23 protein-coding genes are annotated in these 25,933 nt (G+C 75.0%); 8 read left to right on the top strand and 15 right to left on the bottom strand.

From position 1 onward, the window contains the following. Positions 1 to 39: 39 nt before the first annotated feature. Complete coding sequence (locus ACFWOG_RS14110; protein WP_355404538.1) at positions 40 to 681, bottom strand: NAD(P)-binding domain-containing protein; 642 nt, start codon at positions 679 to 681, stop codon at positions 40 to 42. Between the two features lie 160 nt (positions 682 to 841). Here ACFWOG_RS14110 and ACFWOG_RS14115 point away from each other — a divergent pair, with 160 nt between their 5' ends. After that, positions 842 to 2,491, top strand: coding sequence for a PQQ-binding-like beta-propeller repeat protein (locus ACFWOG_RS14115; protein ID WP_380358142.1), 1,650 nt, complete (start codon positions 842 to 844; stop codon positions 2,489 to 2,491). A 31-nt stretch (positions 2,492 to 2,522) separates the two neighbouring features. Here the strand turns inward: ACFWOG_RS14115 and ACFWOG_RS14120 are convergent, their stop codons facing one another. The 10 genes from ACFWOG_RS14120 to ACFWOG_RS14165 form a co-directional block, all read right to left on the bottom strand. Beyond that, positions 2,523 to 2,855 carry a hypothetical protein gene (locus ACFWOG_RS14120; RefSeq protein ID WP_329875597.1) on the bottom strand — a complete coding sequence of 111 codons (333 nt, stop codon included), beginning with the start codon at positions 2,853 to 2,855 and terminating at the stop codon, positions 2,523 to 2,525. Positions 2,856 to 2,926: 71 nt separating this feature from the next. Then, positions 2,927 to 4,270 carry an aldehyde dehydrogenase family protein gene (locus ACFWOG_RS14125; RefSeq protein WP_380358145.1) on the bottom strand — a complete coding sequence of 448 codons (1,344 nt, stop codon included), beginning with the start codon at positions 4,268 to 4,270 and terminating at the stop codon, positions 2,927 to 2,929. A 96-nt stretch (positions 4,271 to 4,366) separates the two neighbouring features. After that, positions 4,367 to 6,133 (bottom strand): asparagine synthetase B family protein, encoded by a 1,767-nt coding sequence (locus tag ACFWOG_RS14130; RefSeq protein ID WP_380358148.1) that lies wholly within the window; start codon positions 6,131 to 6,133, stop codon positions 4,367 to 4,369. Between the two features lie 48 nt (positions 6,134 to 6,181). Then, entirely contained in the window at positions 6,182 to 6,727 is a 546-nt protein-coding gene (locus ACFWOG_RS14135; RefSeq protein ID WP_329875603.1) for a hypothetical protein, read from the bottom strand. A gap of 40 nt (positions 6,728 to 6,767) precedes the next feature. Next, complete coding sequence (locus tag ACFWOG_RS14140) at positions 6,768 to 7,622, bottom strand: hypothetical protein (RefSeq protein WP_380358151.1); 855 nt, start codon at positions 7,620 to 7,622, stop codon at positions 6,768 to 6,770. Beyond that, on the bottom strand, positions 7,619 to 8,752 hold the full coding sequence (locus ACFWOG_RS14145) for a hypothetical protein (protein WP_380358154.1): 1,134 nt from the start codon (positions 8,750 to 8,752) through the stop codon (positions 7,619 to 7,621). The genes ACFWOG_RS14140 and ACFWOG_RS14145 overlap by 4 nt, the downstream gene beginning before the upstream one ends. Beyond that, positions 8,749 to 9,978, bottom strand: a complete 1,230-nt coding sequence (locus ACFWOG_RS14150) for a hypothetical protein (protein ID WP_380358156.1) — start codon at positions 9,976 to 9,978, stop codon at positions 8,749 to 8,751. The genes ACFWOG_RS14145 and ACFWOG_RS14150 overlap by 4 nt, the downstream gene beginning before the upstream one ends. Next, positions 9,975 to 10,643, bottom strand: coding sequence for a cupin domain-containing protein (locus tag ACFWOG_RS14155; RefSeq protein ID WP_380358159.1), 669 nt, complete (start codon positions 10,641 to 10,643; stop codon positions 9,975 to 9,977). Before ACFWOG_RS14155 ends, ACFWOG_RS14150 begins: the two co-directional genes overlap by 4 nt. A 126-nt stretch (positions 10,644 to 10,769) precedes the next feature. Beyond that, on the bottom strand, positions 10,770 to 11,867 hold the full coding sequence (locus tag ACFWOG_RS14160; protein ID WP_380358162.1) for a polyprenyl synthetase family protein: 1,098 nt from the start codon (positions 11,865 to 11,867) through the stop codon (positions 10,770 to 10,772). Then, the gene (locus tag ACFWOG_RS14165) at positions 11,864 to 12,301 is read right to left on the bottom strand and encodes a hypothetical protein (RefSeq protein ID WP_329875615.1); all 438 of its coding nucleotides are present in this window, start codon (positions 12,299 to 12,301) and stop codon (positions 11,864 to 11,866) included. The genes ACFWOG_RS14160 and ACFWOG_RS14165 overlap by 4 nt, the downstream gene beginning before the upstream one ends. 330 nt (positions 12,302 to 12,631) lie before the next feature. Between ACFWOG_RS14165 and ACFWOG_RS14170 the strand changes: the two genes are divergently transcribed. After that, positions 12,632 to 13,045: a cytochrome C oxidase subunit I gene (locus ACFWOG_RS14170; protein WP_380358165.1), complete on the top strand. Its 414-nt coding sequence runs from the start codon at positions 12,632 to 12,634 to the stop codon at positions 13,043 to 13,045. A gap of 79 nt (positions 13,046 to 13,124) precedes the next feature. Here ACFWOG_RS14170 and ACFWOG_RS14175 read toward each other — a convergent pair whose 3' ends face one another. Next, on the bottom strand, positions 13,125 to 14,777 hold the full coding sequence (locus ACFWOG_RS14175; protein WP_329951742.1) for a ubiquinol-cytochrome c reductase cytochrome b subunit: 1,653 nt from the start codon (positions 14,775 to 14,777) through the stop codon (positions 13,125 to 13,127). 362 nt (positions 14,778 to 15,139) lie between these two features. Here ACFWOG_RS14175 and ACFWOG_RS14180 point away from each other — a divergent pair, with 362 nt between their 5' ends. The 3 genes from ACFWOG_RS14180 (at position 15,140) to ACFWOG_RS14190 (ending at position 16,486) form a co-directional block, all read left to right on the top strand. Next, positions 15,140 to 15,514, top strand: coding sequence for a hypothetical protein (locus ACFWOG_RS14180; RefSeq protein WP_380358168.1), 375 nt, complete (start codon positions 15,140 to 15,142; stop codon positions 15,512 to 15,514). 103 nt (positions 15,515 to 15,617) lie between these two features. Further along, complete coding sequence (locus tag ACFWOG_RS14185; protein ID WP_380358171.1) at positions 15,618 to 16,061, top strand: SRPBCC domain-containing protein; 444 nt, start codon at positions 15,618 to 15,620, stop codon at positions 16,059 to 16,061. Then, complete coding sequence (locus ACFWOG_RS14190; RefSeq protein ID WP_380358173.1) at positions 16,058 to 16,486, top strand: ArsR/SmtB family transcription factor; 429 nt, start codon at positions 16,058 to 16,060, stop codon at positions 16,484 to 16,486. The genes ACFWOG_RS14185 and ACFWOG_RS14190 overlap by 4 nt, the downstream gene beginning before the upstream one ends. Positions 16,487 to 16,544: 58 nt before the next feature. Here the strand turns inward: ACFWOG_RS14190 and ACFWOG_RS14195 are convergent, their stop codons facing one another. Together ACFWOG_RS14195 and ACFWOG_RS14200 are read right to left on the bottom strand one after the other, a co-directional pair. Then, positions 16,545 to 20,441: an amino acid adenylation domain-containing protein gene (locus ACFWOG_RS14195; RefSeq protein ID WP_380358176.1), complete on the bottom strand. Its 3,897-nt coding sequence runs from the start codon at positions 20,439 to 20,441 to the stop codon at positions 16,545 to 16,547. A 441-nt stretch (positions 20,442 to 20,882) separates the two neighbouring features. Continuing rightward, a complete protein-coding gene (locus ACFWOG_RS14200) occupies positions 20,883 to 21,779 on the bottom strand; it encodes a LysR family transcriptional regulator (RefSeq protein ID WP_380358179.1) in 897 nt (298 codons plus the stop codon). 71 nt (positions 21,780 to 21,850) lie between these two features. Between ACFWOG_RS14200 and ACFWOG_RS14205 the strand changes: the two genes are divergently transcribed. Further along, positions 21,851 to 22,636, top strand: a complete 786-nt coding sequence (locus ACFWOG_RS14205) for an NAD(P)-dependent oxidoreductase (protein ID WP_329875631.1) — start codon at positions 21,851 to 21,853, stop codon at positions 22,634 to 22,636. Between the two features lie 134 nt (positions 22,637 to 22,770). Then, on the top strand, positions 22,771 to 23,610 hold the full coding sequence (locus ACFWOG_RS14210) for a hypothetical protein (RefSeq protein WP_380358182.1): 840 nt from the start codon (positions 22,771 to 22,773) through the stop codon (positions 23,608 to 23,610). Between the two features lie 112 nt (positions 23,611 to 23,722). Here ACFWOG_RS14210 and ACFWOG_RS14215 read toward each other — a convergent pair whose 3' ends face one another. Further along, positions 23,723 to 24,637 (bottom strand): MBL fold metallo-hydrolase, encoded by a 915-nt coding sequence (locus ACFWOG_RS14215; protein ID WP_380358185.1) that lies wholly within the window; start codon positions 24,635 to 24,637, stop codon positions 23,723 to 23,725. Between the two features lie 212 nt (positions 24,638 to 24,849). Here ACFWOG_RS14215 and ACFWOG_RS14220 point away from each other — a divergent pair, with 212 nt between their 5' ends. Further along, positions 24,850 to 25,932: an AraC family transcriptional regulator gene (locus ACFWOG_RS14220; RefSeq protein ID WP_380358188.1), complete on the top strand. Its 1,083-nt coding sequence runs from the start codon at positions 24,850 to 24,852 to the stop codon at positions 25,930 to 25,932. The last annotated feature ends 1 nt before the right edge of the window (position 25,933 follow it).

Here is a 25,933-nt window from a genome sequence, read left to right on the forward strand (position 1 = left end):
GCTCCGACGAGCGGGAGGGCGGGGGCGTCCTCGTGGCGCCTACTTCGCGCGCGTGAAGGAGTAGTTGAACTCCGCCGTGCCGAAGGACTGCATCAGCCGGATCCAGAACGGCATGGTCATCTCCAGCGCTCGGGCCCCCGCGATGTCCCCGAGGTCGATCACCGAGCCCGCCGGCCAGCCGAACTCCGCCAGCACCGCCACGACCTCGGCCTTGGCGTCGGCGTCGTCCCCGGCCACGAAGACGTTGTGCTCGCCCGGCAGCCGGGCCGGGTCCACCATCAGCGGCGCGGTCAGGGTGTTGAGCGCCTTCACCACCCTGGTCCGCGGGAACTCCCGCTGGATCCGCTCGCCGACACTGTCGGTGTTGACCGGGTCCAGCGTCACCGCGCCCTCGGGGGAGAACACCAGCGGGTTGGAGAGGTCGATCAGGACCTTCCCCGCCAGCCGGTCCGCACCCGCCGCCCGCAGCGCGTCCAGCGACACCGTCCCGGCGGTCGCGTTCACCACCACCTCGCCGAACTCCGCGGCGTCCGCGAACGTGCCGGCGTGCCCGGTCGGCCCGGCCTGCTCGGCCCAGGCCACCGCGTTCTCGTTCCCCCGGGAACGCGAACCGATCGTCACCTCGTGACCGAGTGCCACCAGCTTGTCCGCAATCGTCCGGCCCACCCCACCGGTACCCATGACCCCGTACCGCACAACCGCACCACCCGTCACTCGGAAACCTGCCGCGACGACCATAGGGCAGCCCGCCCGGCCTGTCCGTTGAACGCCGCGAACGGCCGACCGCCGAGTGGACCACCTCCGCTGGTGGCCCCACCCGCCCCGCCGAACCATGGGCGCCATGAACCGAACCACCCACCCGTGCCGGACCGCCCTCCGGGGCCCGACACCGCCCCGCCGCCCGGGCACCCGCAGCCTGCCGCGCGCCGCGGCCGTGCTCACCGGCCTCGCCCTGCTCGCCCCGGCCGCCGCAGGCACCGCCCGGGCCGACGTCAGCACCGTCTCCTTCTCCGCCGACCGCACCGCCTGGGACCGCGACGAACCCGCGCTGAGCCCCGCCGAGGTCGGCAGGTCCGACTTCGGCGTCCGCTTCTCCACTCCGCTCGACGGCCAGGTCTTCGCCCAGCCCCTGGTCATCGGCCCGACCGTCGTCGTCGCGACCGAGACCAACCACGTCTACGGCATCGCCGCAGGCACCGGGAAGATCACCTGGCACCGGGAGATGGGCCCCGCCTGGGCCTCGGCGGCCATCGGCTGCTCCGACCCCGGCCCCAACGTCGGCACCACCTCCACCCCCGTCCACGACCCCGCCACCGGCACCGTCTACCTCACCAGCAAGGTCGACGACGGCCCCGACGACAAGCACCCGCACTACTACGTGCACGCCGTCGACGCCCAGACCGGGGCCGAACGCAGCGGCTGGCCCGTCACCGTCCAGGGCGACCCGGTCAACGCGCCCGGCAAGCCGTTCAACGCCTACCGCTCCCTCCAGCGCCCGGGGCTGCTCCTCCTCGACGGCCGGCTCTACTTCGGCTTCGGCTCGCTCTGCGGCATCGGCGACTACATCGGCACGCTGGCCGGCCTCGACACCCGGACCCGCAAGCTCACCCTGTTCTCCACCGTCGCGGGCTCCGACACCCAGCGCGCCTCGATCTGGATGGCCGGCAGCGGCCTCGTCTCGGACGGCCCCGGCCGGTTCTTCCTCACCACCGCCAACGGCCAGGGCTCCGGCGCCTCGCCGGCCGTGGGCCCGGGCAACCGGCCGCCCGGCGGCCTCGGCGAGTCGGTGGTCCGCTTCGCCGTCGACGCGGACGGCGGCTTCGCGCCCGCCGACTTCTTCAGCCCCACCAACAACGCCACCCTCGACAAGCGCGACACCGACCTCGGCTCCGGCGGCCCGGTCGCCCTGCCGTCCTCCTTCGGCACCCCCACCCACCCCCGCCTGCTCGTCCAGGTCGGCAAGGACGGCCGGATCTTCCTGCTCGACCGCGACGACCTGGGCGGCATGGGCCAGGGCCCCGGCGGGACCGACAAGGTGGTCGGGCTCACCGGCCCCTACGGCGGTGTCTGGGGCCACCCGGCGGTCTGGGGCGGCGACGGCGGCTACGTCTACACGGTCGAGAACTTCGGCAAGCTGCGCGCCCTCAAGTACTCGGTCACGGCCGCCGGCAGCCCGCAGCTCAGCAGCGCCGGCACCAGCGCCGGGGACTTCCTGAAGATGTCCGGCTCGCCCGTGGTCACCTCGGACGGCACCCGCTCCGGCTCGGCCCTGGTCTGGGTGATCTGGTCCGGCACCGGCCAGTACGGTGAGGGCGGCGAACTGCGCGCCTACGACCCCGTCCCGGTCGACGGCGTCCTCAAGCTGCGCCGCTCCTTCCCGCTCGGCACGGTCAGCAAGTTCTCCGTCCCGGCCACCGACAAGGGACGGATCTACGTTGGCACCAAGGACCACCGCCTGGTCGCCCTCGGACGCCCGGGCGCCTTCGCCTGAGCGGTGGCCGTTGCCCCGCGTCCGCCCGGCCTCACGTGCCGGGCCTGACGGAGAACAGCACGGCCACCGCCGCCACCAGTGCGGCGCCCGGCGCCAGGCCCGCCCACAGGCGGGCCCGGCGCACCAGGTAGGCCAGCGGCCACTGGACCGCCAGCAGCACCACGGTCGTGAGCAGCAGACGGTCCGACAGGGCCAGTCCCGCGTAGGTCTCCGGGCAGGATCCGGGCTCGAAGCACGGGTCGGTCGTCATCTCCGCCACCCCGCGCAGGGGCAGCGCGAACAGCAGGCACGCTCCCGTCACCAGCGTCGAGCGCACCGGCACCAGCCACCACCCGGTCCGGTCCCGGCCCGCGATTCTCCTCATGGCCGGATCCTGCCCGGCCGCACCGCCGCCCCGTCAGCGCACGGGTACTCAGTTCCCCGTGCGCGATGTACTCAGAGCCGGGCGGTGACCGTCTTCGGGCGCCGGTACTCCTGGAGGGCGAGGACGGAGAGGTCGGTGCCGTGGCCGGAGGCGCCGCGACCGCCGTGGGGGAGTTCGGCGGTCTGGACGAGGTGGCAGTTGATCCAGGTCTCGCCTGCGTCCAGGCGGGCCGTGAGGTCGAGGGCGGTGGGGAGGTCGCGCGTCCAGACGCTCGCCCCGAGGGCCTGCGGGACGGAGTTGGCGAGGGCGAGCGCGGCCTCGACGGTGGGGGCGTGCTGGATGGTGAGCAGCGGGCCGAAGACCTCCTCCAGGACGGCGGGGTCGTCGTCCGGGAGGTCGGCGAGCAGGCGGGCCGGGCGCCAGAGGCCGTCGGTCCGGCCGGGTGCGGCGGGCGAGCGCTTGGCGGCGGACGCGGCGACGATGCGGTCGTAGCGGGCGGCCTGGTCGGGGTTGTTGAGCGGGCCGAAGTCCCGGCCGGCCCGCCGCTCGGCGAACGCGGCGGTGAGCGCGGCGAGGACGTGCTCGTAGTGGTCGGACAGGGTGATCACCCGGGCGGGGGCGGCGCAGCTCTGGCCGGCGTTGTAGGTGCACGCCTCGGCGAGCGCGGACCAGGTGTGCGCGGGGGCGTCGGGCAGGACGAGGACGGGGCTGTTGCCACCGAGTTCCAGGCTGACCCGGCGGTGACCGGCCCGGGCGGTGACGTCGGCGCCGGCGGCGGCGCTGCCGGTGAAGGCGATCAGGTCGACGTCGCCGGCGACCAACAGCCGTCCGGTCTCCCGGTCGCCGGGCAGGACGGTGAGCACGTCCTCGCCGAGCGCCTCGGCGGCGTGGGCGGCGAGCAGGGCGGCCGACTCGGTGGTGGTCTCGGCCGGTTTGACCACGACGGTGTTGCCCGCGGCCAGCGCCGGGGCGCCCCGCCAGGCGGCCATCAGCAGCGGGTAGTTCCACGGGACGACGGCGGCGACCACGCCGACCGGCTCCCAGCGCACCCAGCTCTCGTGGCCCGGGAGGTAGCGGCCGGCGGCGGGCGCGCTGTCGGTCCGGGCGGCGCCCGCGTAGAACCGGAACAGGTCGGCGGCCTGCAGGATCTCGCCGGTCGCCTCCGCCTCGGGCTTGCCGGTGCCGGCCTGCTCCAGCACGGTGTACTCGGTGAGGTGCCGTTCGACGAGGTCGGCGAGCGCGTCCAGGCGGCGCTCGCGCTCGCGCGGGGTGAGCGCGCGCCAGCGCGCCCCGGCGGCGCGGGCCCGGGCGACGGTCTCGGTGACCCTCCCGGCGCGGGCGGGCACCAGGGTGCCGCGGGGGTGGCCGGTGCGCGGGTCGGTCAGGTGGATCGAGGGTTCGGTGGACGGTTCCATGGGTGGGCCTCCCGGGCCGGGGCAGCAGGGGGTTGCGGAGCGGTCGGTGGTGGCGGGGCGCTCACCGGCGCGGGGCGGGTCCGGTGGCGGGCGGTCTCACAGGTCGTAGGCGCGCAGCCAGAGTTCGAGCGTGAGCACCAGCCAGAGCTTGCCGCCCTGACGCGGTAGCAGGGTGCCTTCGCGTCGCATCCAGGTACGGACGGTGTCGGGGCGGACCAGGCCGCGCTCGCGGGCGGTGCGGCCGAGCAGCAGGTCGCCGGAGAGGTCGCGCAGCGGGCCGTGCAGCCACTGCTGGACCGGCACCCGCATGCCGCTCTTCGGCCGGTCGACGACGGCCCCCGGCAGCAGGTCCCGGACGGCCTCCTTGAGCACCCACTTCTCCACCGTGCCGCGGAGCTTGAGCGTCGGCGGGGTGGCGAAGGCGTGGTCGACGACGTGCCGGTCGAAGAGCGGGGAGCGGCCCTGGACGCCCTGCGAGGCGGTCAGCCGTTCGACCTTGGTGAGGATGTGGTGGGCGCCCTTGGTCCGCAGGTTGCAGTGGAGCAGCTGGTTGAGGAGCGTGTGCATCGGCCCGGGCCGCAGGTACGGGGCGACGAAGCGGCGCGGCTGCGGCTCACCGGCCAGTGCGCGCAGCGCCTCCGGGGTGAGCAGCCGGGGCAGGTCCTCGTAGCACTTGCGGTAGGACCGCAGGTACGCCTCGGCCCGCGCCTCGGGGTCCGGGTCGTCCCGGTGCATCTCGTGGACCAGCATCGGCAGGTTCTTCGGGCCGCCGAACACCGGGTCACCGCCCTCGCCGTTGAGCGAGACGGTGATCCCGTCGCCGGAGACGGCCTCGGCGAGCATCAGGTTGGGGACGGTCAGCGGATCCCCGACCGGGCTGTCGAGCAGGGCGACGGTGTCGGCGAGCCGGGCGGCGACCTCGGTGCCGGAGACGGTGAGGACCCGGTGGGTCGTCCCGCAGTGGCTCGCCACCAGGCCCGAGTAGCCGAGTTCGTTGGGGAGGTCGTCGCCGAAGCTGATCGAGTAGGTGTGCACGGGGCGGTCGTGCAGCCGGGCGGCGAGCGCGGTGACCAGGGAGCTGTCGACGCCGCCGGAGAGCAGGACCGCGACCGCCTCGCCGGCCGGCAGCCGCCGCTCGGTGGCCCGTTCCAGCAGCGACCGCAGCTCCTGCGCGTACCCGGCGGGCGGGACGAGCCCGTCGTCGGGGAGCAGTTCGGCGGGCTCCCAGTAGGGCTCCTGGCGGGCGGAGCCGTCGGCCGCGAGCCGCAGGACCCGCCCGGGCAGGGCCTCGTGGACGCCGCGCACCAGGGTCTCGTCGCCGGGCAGGTAGGCGAAGGTGAGGAAGGAGCGGACGGCGGCGAGGTTGAGCCCGGTGTCGAGCGCGGGCCAGTGGCGCAGCGTGCGCAGCGAGGTGGACGCGGCCCAGCAGCCGTCGGCGCGGGCGTAGAAGAGCGTGCGGGCGCCGGCGTGGTCGCGGATCAGGACGAGGTCGGGGCCGTCGACCACGGCGAGGGCGAACATCCCGTCGGCGCGCCGGACGCCGTCGGAGCCGAGCCGGAGCCAGAGCCGCAGCAGGAGTTCGCCGTCCGGGCAGGTCCCGGGTGCGGGGGCGCCGGCGGCGGCGAGGGCGGAGTGCAGCTCCGGCCGGTTGTGCAGGGTGACCTCGCCGACGGCGGTGGTGCCGTCGACGGTGAACGGGCCGGTGGCGAAGCCGGGTTCGCCGTGGATCAGGGCGGCCTGGCCGTCCCGGCCGCCCCCGCCCGCCGGGGCTCCGGGTTCGGGGAGGGCCGTGCCGGCGAGCGAGGCGAGGTGGGCGCGGGCCCGGTCGGCGTCGGGGCCGGCGCAGGCGCAGCAGCGGGGCATGGGGGAGTGGTGCCTTTCGTCGAGGGGCCGGCGGCGGGGCGCGGCGGGTCAGCCGAAGTCGTCGCCGTCCCAGTCGTCGCCGGAGTCGTCCCAGCCGTTGTCGGTGTCGTCCCATCCCGCGTCGGACCCGGTGTCGGACCCGCCGCCGTCGGAGCCCCCGCCCCCGCCGCCGTCGGAGGTCTGCTGCCGCTGGGCGGCCTGGCGCAGCGCCTCCTCCTCCGCCTCGGACAGCGTCTCGGGGGGCAGTTGCGCGGCGGTGATCGCCGCGGCGCCGGCCACGCCGAGGGCGCCGACCACCACGCCGAGCCGGCCGCTGAAGGAGGTCCGGTTGACGGTGACGTGTCCGCCGGCCCAGACGGTGCGCCCGTACCCGATGTCGCGGCCGTACTCGGTGGTGCCGTCGGTGTGGAGCCGCTTGACGAGGTCCCGGCCGAGCCGTTCGTCGGTGCCGGACCGGCCGAGGCTGTCCTGCCAGTGGACGAGGTGGCCGGCGCCGCGCCGGCGCCACTCGCTGCGGCCGTCCTCGTACCGCCGGTGCAGTTGGCCGTCGGCCAGCAGTTCGTCGCGGTAGCCGAGGTGGCGTGCGTTGCTCATGGTCGAGGGGTCCTCACACGTCGGGGGGCAGGTCGGTCGGTCAGGGGGTGGGCCAGCTGAGGAAGCCGGCCTCGCGGGCGGTGCGGACCCGGCTCCGCAGCGGGGTGCGGCGCGGGCCGGTGGCGCCGCCCCGGACCTGGCGGATCACGGTGTGCAGCAGCCTGGCCGGTCCGACGGCGGCCAGTTCCACGGTCCGGCCGCCGCCGAGCCAGGCCCGTTCCTCGGGGCGCAGCCCGGCGGGGAGCAGGCCCCGGTAGGCGTGCGGGCCGCGGCCGGTGGTGAGGTGGAGGGCGGTGGCGTGCCGGGGGACGAGGCCCATCGAGCGGACCCGGACACCTGCGGGCCCGTCCACCGCGCCGCCGCTGCCGTACTCCGCCCGGACCCGCTCGAAGCAGGCCAGCCCGGCCGGGCTGGCGTCGTGCAGCACGTGGACCACGGCGTCGCCCGCCCGCTCCAGGGCCGCCGTCAGCCGCGGGTCGAGCGGCAGCCCGTCGGCGGCGACGATCGGGCAGGCGGCCTCCAGGTGCAGGTCGTTGGCCACCAGCATGGCGGCGATCGCGGGGCTCTGGCAGACCAGCAGCCGGGGCAGCCCGTAGTCGTAGAGGTCGCCCTCGGCGGCGGTCCGGGTGCCGGGGGTCACGGCCGCTGCGGGATCCAACGGCGGTAGCAGGCCCGGCAGTTCGTCACGCCGGGTGGCCAGGGCGGCGGCGAACCGGCCGTACCGCACCGGTGGCGCCAGGGTGTACGGGATCCGGCGCGGGCCGGCGTGCAGCGGCTGGAGCACGCGGCACAGCTCGTAGTAGAGCTGGCGTTCGGTGTAGCGCAGGCCGCCGGGCGCCCCGGCCCGGTCGGCGGCGAGGGTCAGTGCGCCGTCCAGCAGCGGACGCAGGGTCATGCGGTGCCCTTCCGGGTGGGCCCGGGCCCGTGGCCGGGCTGCTCCTCGGGCCAGGTCAGGAAGCCGACGGCCAGAGCTCGCCGGCGGGTCTCGATCGGGTTCTCGGGCCGGTCGGGCCGCCGGGGCGCCGGGATCCCGGCGGGGCCGCCGGCGGTGCCCCGCCCGCCGGCCCGTTCGGCGGCCCGGACGGCGACGGCCAGCAGCCGCTTCGGCGGCAGGGCGGCCAGCGGGCTCCACCAGCCCTCGGCGAACCAGGCGCGCTCGCCGCCGGTGAGTCCGGGCACCGTCCGCTCCAGGCGGGCCTGCAACTCCTCGGAGCGGTGCGGGTCGCGCAGCAGGACGAACTTGTCCTGGTCGACGAGCACCGTGCGGACCGGGAGGCCCGCGTCGAGGACCCGCCGGCCGCGCAGTGCGGCTCGGGCGTCGGCCACCAGCAGGCAGCCCTGCGGCGAGGCGTCGTGCAGCACCACCACGGGAAGGCCCGCGGGGACGGCGCGCAGGTCGGTCACGAGCAGCGCGCGGTGGCGGCGGGGGTAGTCGTTGGCCTGGAGGAAGGTGGTCACCGTCCGGTCCGGGCAGAGCAGGACGAACGCCGGTTCGGCGGGCGGCGGGCCGGGCCGGACGAGGTCGTCCTCCACCAGCCCGGACGGCAGCGTCCCGTAGACCTTCTTCCACCGGTCGACCACGGTGCGCCGGAAGTCGTCGGCGTCCCAGCGCAGCTCGACCGGTGCGGGCGGCGCGGGCGTGTCGGCGAGCCAGAACTGGCGGACGCCGGTGCCGATCAGGACCATCCCGCCGAGTGCCAGCAGCACGGTGAGCGAGCCGTTCAGCGCGAGGCCGGCGACCATGGCCGCGATCCCGAGCACGCCCAGGCACGAGCCGCCGCCCCGGCTGCCGAGGAAGGTCGGCTCGGGCCGGCCGCGCCGTTGCAGGGCGTACCGCAACTGGCCGACGGTGCAGGCCAGTCTGCCGTCCAGGGTGAGCTTGGCGGTCAGCTTGCGGATCCGCAGGTCGTTGAGCCCGGTGCCCTCGGACTTCGGGTCGAGGGCGAAGTCCTTGCGGCAGTACGAGCAGCGGTGCCCGCCGCGCTCGCGCTGGCGCAGGCTCTTCGCACAGTGCGGGCAGATCATCGGGGCACCTCCGGGGTCGCCGTGTCCGGGTCCGTCGGGCGGTCGGGCCAGCTCAGGAACCCGAGGTCCGAGGCCGACGCGCGCGCGTCGGCGGGCTCGTCGGCCGGGCCGGGGCGCTTGTCGAAGGTCTTCGCCACGGCCCGCTCGGCGGCCTGCTCGGCCGCCGCCAGCACCCGCTTGGGCGGCTGGGCGGCGATCGGGCTCCACAGCCCCGCGGTGTACCAGGCGAGTTCCTCCCGGGTGAGTCCCGGGAGCCGCGCCAGCTGTTCCGCGAGGGGCACGCGCAGCCGGCGTTCGTACAGCTGCACCGTCCGCTCGCCCCCGGCGAGGGCGGTGCGCGCCGACAGCCCGGCGTCGACGACCCGGCGGCCGGGCAGCGCGGCGCGGGTGTCGGCGACCAGCAGGCAGCCCTGCGGGGAGGCGTCGTGCAGGACCACGACCGGCAGCCCGGCGGGTATCTCCTCCGGACGGCCCACGAGCAGGGCGCGGTGGCGTCCGGGGAAGTCGTTGGCGTGCAGGAAGGCCGTCACCGTCGGGTCCGGGCAGAGCACCGCGAGAGCCGGGGTGCCGGCCGGGCGGACCGGCAGGACGGCGGCGTCGTCGACGACGCCCGCGGGCAGGGCGCCGTAGGTGCTCGTCCAGGAGGCCAGGACCGAGTCCCGGAACCGCCGGGCCGTCCAGTTGACGGGGGTCAGGAGGGGATCGGTCCAGCGGCGCTGCTCGTCCTGCCACTTCCGGAGCTGCTCGGTCCACCGGTCGTGCGAGCGCTGCCACTCCCGGCGCAGGCGCGGGAGCTTGCGGCGTTCCTGCACGATGACCAGCAGGCCGAACAGGAACCAGAGGCCGAGCGCGGCCGGCGCGAGGGCGAGGAGCCGGTGCCCGGGCACCAGGACGGCCCAGAGGACGGCGGCGGCCAGCGGGACGACGGCGCCGGCCGTCGCGCAGCCCGGTCTGTCCGCGTCGGCGGTGGGTTCGGGCGGGGCCTGCGGCGGGCGGGCCTGCTCGGCCCGGGGGAGCTGCCGCGTCACGACGGACCAGCGGAGCTGGTCGGTGGTGCAGACGAGCCGGCCGCCGTCCGTGAGCCGGTCCGCGTGCTGCCGCAGCCGGAGGTCGGTCAGGCCCTGGTCGAGCTTCGGTTCCAGGGCGAAGCGGCGCCGGCAGCGGGCGCAGCGGCGGTCGGTGCGCTCGCGCCGCAGCAGCCGCTGCCGGCAGTGCGGGCAGATCACCGCGGCACCTCCAGGGCGGCCGCCAGGCGGCGCAGCCGGGCGGCCAGCCGTTCGCGGGCGCTGACGCCGCCCACCTGCTGTCCCCGTTCCACGGCCCGCAGCGCCTCGGCGAGTTCGGTGTCCTGCCGGCGCTCCGCCTCGGCGGCGGTGATCGCGTAGTCCTCGTGATCGATGCCGTAACCGGTGTTGGCGGCGAGGATGTTGAGCGGTTCGGCGCCCCGGTTGGCGAAGGAGTGCGGCATCAGCTCGGGGATCCGGATCAGCAGCCCGGGTGTCAGCGGGACGTCCACCACCCGGCGCCGCTCGGCGTCGTACAGGCCGCAGGCCGCGTGGCCGAGGCTGAGCACCAGGTGCTCACCGCCGTGGGCGTGCGGGGTGAAGGCGCTGCGCGGGGCGACGATGCCGAGTTTGTAGGTGGCGTTCGACGGCCGCTCGGGCGAGGTCTTGGCGTCGCCGACCAGGTAGTGGGCGAACTGGCCCTCGTCGATGAAGCGGAGCAGTTCCTCACCGGCGGGCCCGTGCACGGTGTCCGGGCCCAACTCCCGTGCGCCCTCGCGGTCGGCGAGCAGGACGCGACCGTCCGGGCGGAGCCGGTACAGGTCGACCCCGGCCGGTAGCCGCCCGGCGAGCCGTTCGAGCTCGCGCAGCCCGGATTCTATGGACATCGGCCACCCACCCCCACGTTGACCGCAGCGACGTCATCCCCGGTGACGTCGACCGACCTGTGACCGGTTCCCGTCCTCCGGGGCCGGCCTTGTGGATCTTACGCAGGGTGGGTGAACGCGCAAGGGTCAGCGTCCGCGGGCGACCACGAATCCGGGCAGGGCCAGCAGGAACTCCCGCGCCTCGACGGTCCGCTCGACCGCGTCGGCGTCCTCGCCGGCCGGTTCGGGCAGGTCCGCGACGATGCCCTCGATCTCCCGCTCGGCGGCCGCGACCAGCCCGGCGGCGGCCTCCTGGGCGCCGGCCACGCAGTCGTACGCCGCCATCCGGTCGAGCAGCCAGTGGACGTCGTCGGCCGCGTCGGGGCCGCGCCGGGCCCGGGTGCTGCTCAGGTACCGTACGACCCGGGCCCGTTCGGCGGGGGTGGCGCGTTCCAGCAGGTGGATCAGCATGAGGGTGCGCTTGCCCTCCCAGAGGTCCCCGGCGATCTCCTTGCCGTACTCCTCGGCCGTTCCGACCAGGTTGAGCACGTCGTCCTGGATCTGGAAGGCGGCGCCGAGGTACCAGCCGAACCGGTCGAGCCGGGACGCGTCCGTGGAGGCCCCCTCGGCGACCAGCAGGCCGGAGCGGCACGGGTAGAGGAAGGTGTACCAGGACGTCTTCTTGAGGCACATCCGGTAGTAGTCGGTGGCGGTGAGGTCGCAGACGTTGTCCCGGATCCAGCCGATCTCCAGCGCCTGTCCCTCCAGCGACTGGCGGCACATCAGCTCGGTCTCCTCGAACAGCCGCCAGGCGAGCTCCCCGCCGAGCGCCCGCCGGTTGGCCATCACCCGGCGCAGTCCGAGCAGGTTGGTCGCGTTGCCGACGTTCAGTGCCACCTCGACGCCGTACCGGGCGGGGAGCGTGGGCGACCCGCGGCGCAGCTCGCTGCCGTCCTGGATGTCGTCGTGGATCAGGAAGGCGTTGTGGAACAGCTCGACGGTGACCGCCGGGTTGAGCGCCCGCTCCGCGGAGCCGCCGAACGCGGTGCAGGTGACCAGGCAGAGCGCTGCGCGCAGGCCCTTGCACGGGCGGGCCGGGTAGTCGGCGGTGAGCTCGTAGAGGTACGGCGGGCTCTGTTCGGGGATGTGGCGGAGCAGCTCGGCGACGGTCCGCTCGCGGTACCGGGCGAGGACCCGTTCGACCAGCGGCGCCCCGACGGCCGTCGGACCGGCCGCCGTGCTCACCCGTTCGGCCGGGCGGAGGAGCCGTCGCCGGTGGCGTCCCCGGCCCCGCCGGTCGGCCCGCGCTGAGGACCGAAGGCGCTCTGCATGGTGCGGTTGGCGAAGCCGGGGGCGAGGCTGCTCAGGTTGAGCAGCAGTTCGAGGACGTCGTGCGCGTTGGTGGCGAGCCGCTCGGCCTGCTCGGACACCTCGCCGGTGGTGGCCGCGAGCACCCGGGTGCTGACCGCGTCGATCAGCTGGTGGGTGTTCTCCGAGACCCGGCGGACCAGTTGGTCGAACTCCTCCTGGTCGACGCGGTGCTCGCCGGTCAGCCGGGCGGTGGCCGCCTTGGCGTCCGCCAGTCCGGCGGAGAGCTCGCGTTCCAGGACGGCGGCGGCTTCCATGACGGCGCGCGAGCCCTGCTCGCCCAACTCGCTGAACCGACCGGCGTCGGGCATGGCTGACCTCCTGGTTCGCGCCCCGGGCGGGCCGGGGCGGGCCGGGCCGACGCGGAGCAGGGCGCCGGTCTCGATGGCTGATGGTACACGGCCATGTGCGGAGCGTGTCCGTGGTCCTCCGGTGTCACCGCGCCCGTGCGCACCCGTGCCGACGTGCGCCGGAGCCTCCCCGGCGCGTGTTGTGCGCCGCGCGCCGGTGCCCTGCGGGCCGGGCGGCCGGCGGCCCGGCGCGTCTGGCGCCGACCGCCTCCGGTCACTGGTAGTAGTTGCGTGGTCGCGGATCGGTCCGCGCCCGGGGGGTGCTGGACGACGACGGCACGAGGAGCGGTCATGGGTGGCAGAGAGCGCCCGCCGAGGGCGCGGAACGCGCGTCCCGGCAGGCGGGCGACGGGCCCGCAGGCGGGCGGACAGGCGGTGGACGCCCGGGTGGAGATCGCCCGGCTGGAGGGCTACCTGGCCTGGGAGGCGGAGGTGGCGGCGGCCGAACGGGACGCCCGGGCCTTCGCCGACCGGTTCCCCTGGCTCTCGCCCGACGACCGGGAGGCGCTGGAGCGCGCCTACGCGGACGACCGCCTCCGGTACGCCGAGGAGGTCGTGGACCGGGCGGTCGAGCGGTGCCGGCGGCTCGCCGCCCGCTACCGCTCCGAGTGCCGCCGGATCTGCGCGCGCTGGGCGGCCGTCTGCCTCTCCGTGGCGCTGGCGGCGGCGCTGCTCGCCGCCCTCCCGGCGGCCCTGCACGGCTGACGGCCGCCGGTTGCAGACCGGGGCCCGCCGCACACCTTCAGGGTGTGCGGCGGGCCCCGGTCGCGCGGGGGCGTCCGGGTCAGTGGTGCCCGTGGCCGCTGGTGATCTCCTCGTGCTCCTCGGCGGTCGGCTTGGCGATCTGGCCGCCCCCGCCGTAGAAGCCGCGGGAGAGCTTGGCGCGGGTGCGCGTCAGCAGCCCGGTCCTGCGGGCCACCCCGTTCTCGTCCACCTCGGCCGGCAGCTCGACGGGCTGCGGCTGGTCGTGCGAGGTGAGCGTGTACAGCCGTCCGGGCGGCAGCGGCGCGTGCACCTCGACGAACTCGCCGTGCTGGAGGCGCTTGATGACGCCGGTCTCGCGCCCGTGCAGCACCTTCTCCCGGTCCCGTCGCTGGAGGCCCAGGCACCACCGCTTGGTGATGACGAAGACCACGACCGGCGCCACGAAGAACGCGATCCGCACCGCGTTGGTGATCGAGTTGATCGACAGGTGGAAGTGGGTGGCCAGCAGGTCGTTGCCGCCGCCGGCCAGCAGGACCAGGTAGAGGCTGATCCAGGCGGCCCCGAAGGCGGTGCGCACCGGGGCGTTGCGCGGCCGGTCGGCGATGTGGTGCTCGCGCCGGTCGCCGGTGATCCAGGCCTCCAGGAAGGGGTAGGACCAGATCGCCACCAGCACCAGCGGGAAGATCATCAGCGGTACGAAGACACCCAGGTTCAGGGTGTGGCCCCAGAGCCCGATCTCCCAGCCCGGCATGATCCGGATCAGGCCCTCGGAGAAGCCCATGTACCAGTCGGGCTGGGCGTCCGTGGACACCTGGTCGGGCCGGTACGGGCCGTACGCCCAGATCGGGTTCACGGTGGCGATCGCCGCCATGGCCGAGATGACGCCGAACACCAGGAAGAAGAAGCCGCCGGCCTTGGCCATGTAGACCGGCATCAGCGGCATCCCGACGACGTTCCTGTTGGTCCGGCCGGGCCCGGCGAACTGGGTGTGCTTGTGGTAGAAGACCAGGATCAGGTGGGCCACCAGCAGCCCCAGCATGATCCCCGGGATCAGCAGGACGTGCACGGTGAACAGCCGCGGGATGATGACCACGCCCGGGAACTCGCCGCCGAAGATGAAGAACTGGAGGTACGTGCCGACGATCGGCACGGCGAGGATCGCGCCCTCCATGAACCGGATGCCGGTGCCGGAGAGCAGGTCGTCGGGCAGCGAGTAGCCCATGAAGCCGTCGAACATGCCGAGGAACAGCAGCAGCGCGCCGAACATCCAGTTGATCTCGCGCGGCTTGCGGAACGCCCCGGTGAAGAAGACGCGCATCATGTGCACGAACATGGCCGCGACGAAGACGATGGCGGCCCAGTGGTGGATCTGCCGGATCAGCAGGCCGCCGCGGAGGTCGAAGCTGATCTCCATCGTCGAGGCGAAGGCCTCCGACATCGGGACGCCCCTGAGGGGCACGTACGAGCCCTCGTAGATGACCTCGCCCATCGACGGGATGAAGAACAGCGTCAGCCAGACACCGGTCAGGATGATGATGATGAAGGTGTAGAGGCAGATCTCGCCCAGCATGAAGGACCAGTGGTCCGGGAAGATCTTGCGCAGGTTGGACCTGGACAGGGCGTAGATGCCGAGCCGCCCGTCGGCCCAGTCGGCGAACGCCTCGACCTTGTTGGCCGGTGCCGCGCGGGTGCTGGTGGCCGGTGCCGGGCTCGGCTGCTGACCGGCTCTCACGACGGGCTCCCCGGTGTCCGCTGCGGAACGTCCTGGACGCCCGGCCGCTGAGCTGCCGGCCGGCGGAGTGATGTGATCATCGGACCTCTCGATGCGGGGGAGCCGGGTACGCCGGCGCGCGGATCCGCCGACCCGCCGCCCCCGTTGCTCAAAGTGATGGAGCGCTTACTCTGACATGCTGTCGGCACCGCGCCGACTGTGCACGTCCATCGGCCCGTCCGGCCGCTCGTGTCGGCTCGCCCGAGGGTCCCCCGTCGCCTCCGGCGGCCGGGATGCTGCGCCCGGGTGCTGTGCCGGGGCGCCGGAGCGTTTGGTGCGCGCCGTGCCCGGGGAGGGCGTGGCGGCGGGCCTACGCTGCGCCAATGGTGGATCACCGGGAACTCTTTGAGGACGTGACGACCGACCTGGCCCGGGCCGGGTTCGACACCGGACGGGGGCCGTCGGGCCTGCGGATCGGTCACCGCCCCCAGGGGGTGGTAGTGGACTGGCGGCCGGTTGACCCGGCCGACGGGGCGGGCGGGTCCGGCGAGGTGGAGCGGGCCGACCCGCCGCCGGTCGAGGGGATCAGGGCGGCGGTCACCGGTGCGGTCGCCGTGGTCCTGCGGGAGTCCGGCTACCAGGTGGCCGCGACCGGGCGGGACGAGCTGCTGGTCACCGCCGGCCCCGCGCGGGCCGTCGAGGCCCCGGCCGGGCCGGCCCGCGACGAGGTCGCCGTTCCGGAGCAGTGGTGGGGCTGACCGGTGAGGCTCCGCCGCCCGGGCGCAACTCTCCGGTTGCGCCCGGGCGGGGCCAGGTGCAACCATGGAGTTGCATTCACTGGTGACGACGGAGGAGCATCCCATGAGCGAGGACCGGATCGAGCGCGAGACCCTGATCGCGGCCCCCCTGGACCGGGTCTGGGCACTGGTGGCCCAGCCCGGGTTCTGGGTGGACGCGCAGAGCGTGGCCGGCACGGTGGCGCGCGAGGGCGAGTCGACCGTGGCGCGGAGCGCCCAGTACGGGGACTTCCCCGTGCGGGTGGAGAAGGTCGAGCCGCCGACCTACCTGGCCTACCGCTGGGCCAGCGCGTTCCCCGGCGAGGAACTGCGCGAGGACAACACCACGCTGGTGGAGTTCACCCTGACCGAGGAGGGCGACAAGACCCGCCTTCGGGTCGTCGAGAGCGGGTTCGCGGCCCTGGCCGTCTCCGAGGAGCGGCGGAGCCAGGCCGTCCGGGACAACAGCGGCGGCTGGCCCCAGGTGTTCGACGCGCTCCGCACGCGGGCCGAGCAGCGGTCGGCGTGACGGAGCGGCGGAGCGGCGGCGCCGAGGTCGTCGACGGCGTGCTCGGCGCGCTGGCGGACCCGACCCGGCGCCGGCTGCTCGACCTGCTCGCCGCCCAGGGCGAGGCGACCGCGACCACGCTCGCCGGGCGACTGCCCGTCACCCGGCAGGCCGTGGTCAAGCACCTCGCCGTCCTGGACACCGCCGGGCTGGTCACCGGCCGTCGGGCCGGCCGCGAGGTCCGCTACGCCGTCCGGCCCGAGGCGCTGGACGCGACCGCGCGGTGGATGGCCTCGCTCGCGGCGGACTGGGACCGGCGGCTGGCGCGGATCAAGCTGTTGGCGGAGTCCGCGGAGGCGGCCGAGTCCGCCGGGACGGACGCTGGAGGGCCGGGAGGCGCGGGGCCGGTGTCGGAGCCGCAGCCGCCGGACCGGACCCGCGGCTGAACCACCCCGCCCGTCCCGTCCCGCCCGTCCCGGCCGGGACGGGCCGGGAAACGGCGGGTCAGCGGTTCAGGCCCCCGGACCGGGACCGGACCGCGGCCACCAGCTCGCCGACGCCGTGCTCCTTCAGCACGCCGTAGTGGTCGCCGGCCAGCTCGATCACCGTCGGCGCCGTCGCCGAGTAGCCGGAGCTCTCCTCGATGAACGAGTAGTCGTCGCCGGTGGCCTTGAACACGGTCACCGGCGCCGACAGCCGCCGCTCGGCCAGCTCGCGGAAGCTGTAGTCGAACTCGTAGGTCTCCCCGACGATCCGGGCGATCCGGCGGACGACCTCCTCGTCCAGCTCCGGCATCAGCCCGTGGACGAAGGCGGCGAAGCCGTCCTCGTCCCGGACCTCGGCCAGGCACCGGTCCAGCCCCGGCCCGCTGATCGAGCCCGCGAACACCGAGTACAGGATGGTCAGGTACGCCGGGTTGCGGTAGGAGTACTCGCGTCCGTACCGCTCGCCGCCGGCCTTCCGCAGCTCCGGGTTGCCCGGGCAGATCAGCAGCAGGTCGTCCACCCGCCGGCCCGCCTGCTCCAGCTGCCACGCGGCCTCGAAGGCGACCCGGGCGCCGAAGGAGTACCCCCACAGGGTGTACGGACCCTCCGGGCGGATCCGGAGGATCTCCGCCACGTCGGCGGCGGCCATCCGCCGGATCGTCGGGTACGGCGTCTCCCCGGGGTTGATGCCGTACGTCTGCACGCCGTAGAACGGCCGGCCCGCCCGGCCGGCGAGCGGCCGCAGGTTCATCGGGTAGCCGCCCAGACCCGGCCAGCAGAACACCGGGTCACCGGCGCCCCCGCGGTGCAGCGGCACCAGCCGGGAGGCCGGCCCGCCGGAACCGCCGGCGGCGCCGGAGCGGTCGATCCGCTCCGCGAGGTCGGCCAGTCCCGGGCTCTCGAACAGCACCTGGAGCGGCAGCCGGGTGCCGAACTCCCGGTTGACCCGGTTGACCAGCGCCACGGCGGTCAGCGAGTTCCCGCCCGCGGCGAAGAACTCGTCGGCCAGTGAGACGGCCTCGTACTTCAGCGCGGCGCCCCAGACCTCGGCGAGCCGGCGCTCGGTCGGCGTCGACGGCGCCACGAACGGCGCGCCCGTTCCGGCGTCCCGGACCTGCTCGCCGGCGGCGAGGGCCCTGACGTCGACCTTCCCGTTGGCGGTGAGCGGCAGCTCGTCCAGGACCAGCACCCGGTTGGGGACCATGTAGTCGGGCAGCGCGGCGGCCAGCTCGTCCCGGATCATCTCCGCAGGGCCCTTCATGTGCACGGCGTCCTCCCGCATGCCCTCGCTGCGGATCTGCTCGCCACTGACCCGCCCGCCGAGGAAGAAGTACGACGGCCCGGGCGCGATCCCGCACGACGCGAGGACGGCGTCCAGCCGCCGGGCGGCCGGCAGCGGGTGCCCGGTCCTGGAGCTGTAGCCCGAGGACATGAACCCGAAGCCGAGTCCGTTGCGCTGCAGGCGGTGCAGCCGGGTGCCCAGGCCGATGTACTCCAGCCACGGCTCCGCCGCCCGGCTCACCGCCGAGATGCCGAAGTCCGCCCGCCGGTACACCTGCTGGTTGATCGCGATGACGTGCCGGGCCTCCACCAGCTCGTCCGAGATCAGCGTCAGCCCGCCGTCCTCGTACCGGTGGGTGCCGGCCGGAAGGCCCTCGACCCGGCCCGGCCGGGCCTGGACGTAGAGCTCGGTGTCGTCCCGGTACGGCCGACCGTCCTCCGGGACGACCGTGAAGCTGCCCAGGTAGAGGTCCTCGTCGGCGACGTCCAGCCGCCGTCGGACGGCCGGCTCGTGACCGAGCGGCCGCACCGCCAGCCCGTACGCGGGCAGCACCTCCTCCAGGACACCGAGCATGTGCCCGGTCTCGAACTCCAGCACCTCCTGGATGTTGTTCCGGTACACCGGCTCGATCGCGCTGCGCCGGCCGAGGAAGTGCAGGGCCAGGGGCGCGGCGCCGTCGGCCGCGTCGCCGACCCGGACCAGGGTGTGCTCGACCGGGTGGTAGTAGTGGACGCCCGCGGCCAGGCCCTCGGAGCCGTTCGTCTCCAGGTACAGCTGGGTGGCGTACAGCGCGCCGGGGGAGGCGTACGCGTACTTCGGCAGCAGCCGCTCCTCGCTGTGGAACTGTCCGAACCACCGCAGGATCCCGCCCAGCTCGGCCAGGGTCACGCCGCCGTCCCGGCGGGCGGTCCGGTGGTGGTCCGGCCGGTCCGCCGGGTGCGGGGCGGCGAGCAGGGCCAGCAGGTCGTCGCGGGTCACCGGGCCGCCCTCGAAGAACCGGTAGGTCTTGCGGGCGAACGCCTCCCGGCGCTGCCGTCCGCTCTCCTGCCGCCCCGGAAGCCCGACCACCGGCCGGCCGGCCAGCTGACCCGGGCTCCGCAGACCCGGGTTCGACAGCTGCGCCTTCACCTGGAGCTTGCTCGCCTTGGACCGGTGGTGGCCGCCGTGGCTGCCCTGGTCCATCAGGGCCGCCTCCTTGGGGTTCAGCTCCACGCAGGCCACCAGGTTCCGGTGTCCCGTCCGCGCGTCGTCGGTCACCACGGCGGCGGCCCGGCGCACCCAGGTGTGGTCCTCGATCGCGAGTGCGATCTCGTCCAGCTCGACGCGGTACCCGCGCAGCTTGACCTGGCTGTCCGTCCGGCCGGCGCACTGCAGGGTGCCGTCCGGATTCCACTGGGCGAGGTCGCCGGTGCGGTACAGCCGCTCGCCCGGGAGGTACGGCGAGGCGACGAACCGTTCCGCCGTCAGGTCGGGCCGGTTCAGGTAGCCGCGGGCCAGCTGGACGCCGCCGACGTACAGCTCGCCGGTGGCGCCGACCTCCACCGGGGCCAGCTCCGCGTCCAGCACGAAGCAGCGGGTGCGGTCGACCGGCAGGCCGATCGGCACCGAACCCGAGCCCTCGCCGAGGGCCTCCGGGTCGACCCGGTGGGCGGTCGCGTTGATGGTGCACTCGGTCGGTCCGTACAGGTTGACCAGCGAGGCCCGGGGCAGCTCGGCGGTGAGGGCCCGGGCGAGCCGGACGGAGAGCGCCTCGCCGCCCGAGTAGACCGCGCGCAGCGTGGTGCAGCCGGGCAACCGCTCGGTCTCCAGCAGCGCCTGGAGCAGGGTGGGGACGCACTGGAGGGCGGTCACGCCGTGCTCCAGCACCGCGTCGATCAGCCCGTCCGGATCCCGGTAGACGCCCGGCGCCCCCATCACGACGTGGGCGCCGGCGGCGGGCGCGAGGATCTCCCACTGCGCGGCGTCGAAGCTCATCGGCGTCTTCTGCAGCACGGTGGTGTCCGGGCCGAGGTGGCCGGCGTCGGTCAGCCAGCGCAGCTGCGACACGATGCTGTGGTGCTCGATCATCACGCCCTTGGGCCGGCCGGTGCTGCCGGAGGTGTAGATGACGTACGCCAGCGCGTCCGGGGTCGGGCCGGGGGCCGGGTCGCCGGGTCCCCGGCTCTGGTGCGGGATGGGGTGCGTGCCGGCGGCCTCGCGGAGGTCGGCGGGTGTGACGATCCGGACGCCCGGCGGGGCCAGCCCGGTCAGCCGGTGCCGCAGGTGGTCCTGAGCGACGATCACCCTGGTGCCACTGGACTCGATCATGTAGCGGATCCGCTCCTCCGGGTACTCCGGGGAGAGCGGTAGGTAGGCGGCGCCCGTGCAGAGGATGCCCCAGACGCCGGTCATCAGCTCCAGGGACGGTTCGGTGTAGAGGCCGACGCAGTCGTCGGCGCCCGCACCCAGCTGGTGCAGGTGGGCCCCGAGGGCGCCGGCGGCCTCGCCGAGCTCGCGGTAGCTGAGCCGGCCGCCGTCGCCGGTCACGGCCGTGGCGTCGGGCCGGGCGGCCACCTGCGCGCGGAGCAGGTCGGGCAGGCAGACGGAGCGGCGGGCGTCGAGGAGGGCGGCGGACAGGGCGGACTGTGCGGTCATGAGGGGGTTCCCGTGGGTGGGTGCGGATCGGTGCGCCCGGCGCGGGCCGGGCGTGGCTTCCAAGGTCCGCCGCCCGCCGTCCCGGACGCCTGGGGCAGCGGTCGCCTCCTGGCCCGATCCGGTGCCCGGCCCGTGTCGGGCACCGGCCCGGGCAGGGCCCGGTTCCGCCCGCCCCCGTCCCGGGCCTCCGGCCCCGCGCCGGGACCGGTGCCCCGTCCCTGCTGCGTTGCTGCTCCGGCCCCGGCCCTGCTCGCCGTCCGGTGTCCGCCAGCTCCGGACCGGCCGCGCCCTGCCGGTCGAGGAGGTGGTCGAAGTCCTGGTCGGCACCGCGGAGCGGGCGCTCTGCCGCTGGACGGCGGCGCGTGGACCGGCCCCCTGCCGACCCTGCGCCGCCGACCGGAGCGCAGGACCCTGGCCGGGGCTCCGGTCCGGGTCGGCCGGTCAGCCCCGGGTGGTGGGCTCCGCCGCCGCGGCGAGGTGGCCGAGGAAGGCGGTGACCGCCGGCGGGACCGACCGGTCCCGGAGGGTGGCGGTGCGGACCAGGCGGACGGGCGTGTCGTCCGGGTGGAGCGGGACGAGGGCGACGTCCGGCCGGGCGGCGCGGGCGGCCAGGGCGGGGATCAGGGTGACACCCAACCCGACGGCCACCAGGCCGAGTTTGGCGGGCCACCCGGCCACCTCGTACTCGATCCGCGGCCGGAAGCCGCTGCGCACGCAGGCGGCCAGCAGGGTCGACTCGGCCCGCCGACTGGCGGCGATCCAGTGCTCCCCGGCGAGCTCGGCCAGCTGCACCGACGCGCGGCCCGCCAGCGGGTGGTCCGGTGGAAGAGCCACCAGGACCGGATCGTCGACCAGCGGGCGGAGGTCGAACAGCTCGGTGTCGTAAGGGTGTTCGGGATAGGCGGAGACCAGCGCGAGGTCGATCGCGCCGTCCCGGAGCCGGTCCAGCAGGGCGGACGAGAGCCCCTCGGTGAGCGAGACCCCGACCAGCGGGTGCGCGGCCCGGAAGGCTGCCAGCGCGTCCGGGACCAGCGCCGCGTTGGCGCTGTCGAACGCGCCGACCCGCAGCCTGCCGAGGTTCAGCTCGGTGAGCGCCGCCAGGTCGCGGCGAGTGCCGTCCAGCCGCTCCAGCAGCGCCTCGGCGTGCGGCAGCAGGGTGCGTCCGTGCTCGGTGAGTCGCACGCCCCGGGCCAGTCGGTCGAAGAGCGGCGCACCGAACTCGGCCTCCAGGGTAGAGATCTGACGGGATATCGCGGACTGGGTGAACCCCAGCCGCTCGCCGGCGGCGGTGAACGAGCCCAGCCGGGCGGCGGTGCGGAAGACTTCGAGCCAGGCCATGTCCATTCCGCATGGCTACCATGCGAGACATTCGCTTGTCGCCTGGCTCGATGGTTCCTAGCGTGGAGGCCATGGAGAAGATCGCATTTCTCGGCCTCGGCCGGATGGGTCGACCGATGGCCCGCCGACTCGCCGCCGCCGGTTACCCGTTGACGGTGTGGAACCGCACGCCCGGGAGGGCCGAGGGGCTCCCGGAGGCCGCCGATCCGGCGGAGGCGGTGCGCGGGGCGGGCGTCGTCGTCACGATGCTGTCCGACCCGGAGGCGCTGGCGGCGGTGGCCGAGCGGTTCGTGGGGGAACTGGTGCCCGACACGATCTGGACCGAGATGTCCTCCGTCGGTCCGGCGGCGGTGGCCGCCCTGCGCGGACGACTGCCGGACGGCGTGGGGCTGGTGGACGCGCCGGTGCTCGGCAGCGTCGGCCCGGCCGCGTCGGGCGGGCTGACCGTGCTGGCGGGCGGGGAGCCCGCCGACCTCGACCGGGTCCGGCCGGTACTGGAGACGCTCGGTTCGGTGGTGCACTGCGGCGGTCCCGGGTCGGGCGCGGCGCTGAAGCTGGTGGTGATCGGCGCGGTGATCGGGGGAGTCGCCGTGGTGGCGGAGGCACTCGCCCTGGCCGACTCGCTCGGCCTCCCGGAGGAACTGGCCCTGGGCGCGCTGGCGAGCGGACCGCTCGGTGGTGCGGTCGGCCGGGCCCGCTCCGACGACGCCGACTTCCCGGTCCGGCTGGCCGCCAAGGACCTCGCGCTGGCCGGTGGCGGGCCCGTCCTGACCGCCGTGCGCGAGCGGCTGCTCGACCACCCCGAACTCGCCGAACAGGACCTCGCCCGCTGGGTGGACGCGGTCCGGGCCGGCTGACAAGCCCGGCCGCCCGGCCCGCCGGACGGGTGGCCGGGCCGGGGAGGCCGGCCGGTGGTTCCTCCCGCACTCCGGTCGGGACACGCCTTGCCGCGCAGGGCGGGTGACGGCCCGCTCCGGTCTAGGCTCGTGCCATGGTTCGCCGCGACGAGCGCGCCGAGGGCGCTGGACCGTTCACGACCCGGGTCACCTGGCGCAAGGCCGAGGGCGGCCTGGCGGTCTGGGAATCCCGGCCGGCCCGCAAACGCGGCGTGTTCAGGACGCTGGCAGAGTCGGGAGCCGAGGGTGCGCCGCACCGTGCGGACGGCCGGGCGCTGCACCGCCTGCGCACACTCAACACCGTCGCCGCCGTCGCGTTCGTGATCGGCGGCGGGCTGTTCGCGCTCGGCGCCCTCCTCGCGGCGGTCACCGACGTCGGCCCGACGGCGATCGCCTCGGTCTTCTTCGTGGGAGGCCTGTTCTTCAACACCGGCGGCTACGCCTCGCTGCTCCAGGCGGTCAATGCCCCGCGCCGCTCCGGTGGGACGGATGCACCGGTCACCCGGGCCTGGCGCTGGTGGAGCTACGAACCTCAGCGGATCGACTGGCTCAGCACGTTCGTCCTGTTCGCCGGGACCCTGGTGTTCGGTGTGAACCTGCTGGACTCCTTCCTCCAGGGCCTCTCGGTCCGGCAGACGGACCGGCTGGTCTGGGCCCCGGACATGGTGGGGTGCGTGCTGTTCCTGATCTCGGGACACCTCGCGCTGGTCGAGGTCTGCCACGGCCGCTGGTGCGTGCACGCGCGCGGCATCGGGTGGTGGATCGTGCTGGTCAACCAGATCGGGTCCGTGCTCTTCCTGCTCTCGGCGGTGGCGGCGTTCACCCGTCCGGAGACTGGGAGCCCGGTCAACACCGACATCGCGAACTGGGGGACCTTCGCGGGCGCGCTGTGCTTCTCGGCCGGCGGAGTGGTGCAGTACTTCGAGCGGCCGTAGCCGTTCGGGGCGAGTGGCTGTAGCCGTTCGGTGCGAGTGGCGGTTCCCGGACGGCGGTGCCGCGGGGGGAGACGCCGCTGCTGCTGCCGGAGCCCGGTTGATCCCGGACCGGTCAGGCGGCCCAACGGGAGACCGCGAATCCGCTTCCCGCACGCCGTACTTCGACGGCGCCCGCGCCCGCGAAGTGGGCGGGGACCACGAGTTCCCTCGTGTCGGCGGCGCGTTGCAGCACCCGCTGCCGGCTGGCGGCGGCCCGGGCCGGGTCCTCGCAGAAGCAGCTGTTGCAGGCCGGGTGGAGCAACTGCACCGGGCTGTGCAGCAGATCGCCGACGAACACCGCCCGCTCCCCGCGTGAGGCGAGCCGCAGCACCGACGAGCCGGGGGTGTGACCCGGAGCGGGCTCCAGGGTGAGTGCCTCGTCGAGCCGGTGACCGCCCTCCCAGAGCACGGCCTGTCCGGAGCGGACGACCGGCGCGATGCTGTCGGCGAACATCAGCCGCCGTTCCTCCCGCCAGACCCGGGCGTCGGCGTCCGCCGGGGCCGGTCCCGACTCCGGCCCGTCCGGATCGATCGCGGCGTGGTCCGCGGCCGGCAGGTAGTAGGTGGCGTTGGGGAAGGCGGGGACCCACTCGCCGTCCCGGGCGACGGTGTTCCAGCCGACGTGGTCGGCGTGCAGGTGGGTGTTGACCACCACGTCGACGTCCTCCGGACGGACCCCGGCCGCTTCCAGGCGGTCGAGGAAGTCGCTGCGCCGGTCGTGGAAGTGCGGGCTGTGCGGGCGCTGCCGACCGTCCCCGACGCTGGTGTCGACCAGGACGGTCCGACCGCCGTGGCGGACCACCCAGGTCTGGAGCGCCCCCCGGTAGTCGTCCCCGGCCCGGTCCCAGTGGTCGGGGGCCAGCCAGTCCGCGTTCCGCTCCCACTCCCCGGCCGGCAGACCGGGCACGATCCTCTGCGCCGGGACGAACGGCCCCTCCCACTCGACCACCCTGATGATCTCGGCGTCGCCGAGCACGATCCGCTCCATGGTTCCTCCCCGTGTCGTTGTGCACCCGTGTGGTTGTGCACCTGTTCAGCCGCACAGCTGTACAGCTGTGCGGCTGGTTCGTAGGGCGCCACTTCCGTACGCCGCCGGTGTCGAGCCTAGGAGGCGCCGGCTGAGCGCCTCAATGCTTCAGAAGATCAATCGGATACGCGATCGGCTCACAGGTGCGTGGCCGGCCACCGTAGGATGACCGGATGGACGTGGTGAGCGACGCGATCGCGGCCGTGCGCATCGGCCGGCCCTCCTCGGTCCGGCTGCGGGTCGGCGGGCCGTGGTCCACCCGGATCCCCCCGTACGACGGGGCCGGGTTCCACGTGGTGCTGGAGGGCGCTTGCTGGCTGCTGCCCGACGGTGGCGCGCCGGTGGCCCTGGGCGCCGGTGACGCGGTGCTGCTGCCGCACGGGACCGGCCACGTCCTCGCGAGCGCGCCGCTGGAGCCGGCCGAGGCGGCGCGGGCGGTACCGATCGACCGGCTGCTCGGCCCCGGACGGCCGGTGCCGCCGCTCGGCCCCGCCGCGTCGTACGAGTCCGCCCCCGGCTCCGGGACGGGGGCGGCGGTCGAGCTGCTCTGCGGCAAGTACCGCCTGGAGCACAGCCGGACGCACCCGCTGATGCTGGAACTCCCGGACGTGGTCCACCTGGCGAACCGGGTCGGCGGCCACCCGCAACTGCGCTCGGCCGTGGACCTGTTGGGGGGAGAGCTGGCCGCCGACGAGGCCGGTGCGGCGCTGGCCGTGCCGAGCCTGATCGACCTGCTGCTGGTCTACATGGTGCGCGCCTGGCTGGCCGGGCCGCCCGGCGCCGGTGCGGGCGGTGCGGGCGGTGCGGGTGGTGCGGCCGACGGGGGCGGAGCCGGGGCGCCGGACGGTCCGGCCGCCACCGGAGGGCCGGGGCCGGGGCCGGCGGGGGCGCGGGGCGGTGGCTGGTCCGCCGCGCTGGGTGACCCGGTCGTCGCCGCCGCGTTGCGGGCCCTGCACGAGGACCCTGCGCGGGGCTGGAGCACCGAGGACCTCGCCGCCCACGCCGGGGTCTCCCGGGCCACCCTCACCCGGCGGTTCACCGGGCTGGTCGGCCGTCCGCCGATGGCCTACCTCACCTGGTGGCGGATGACGCGCGCGGCGGCGCTGCTCCAGCAGACCGCCGAGCCGCTGGACGTCATCGCCCGCCGGGTCGGATACGCGACCCCGTACGCGCTCTCGCACGCCTTCAACCGGCTCTTCGGGACGACGCCCGGCCGCTACCGGGCTCGCACGTCGCCCCTTCTCTCTGACGGTTGAT

This window comes from Kitasatospora sp. NPDC058406, from assembly GCF_042722765.1.
Classification (GTDB): Bacteria; Actinomycetota; Actinomycetes; order Streptomycetales; family Streptomycetaceae; genus Kitasatospora.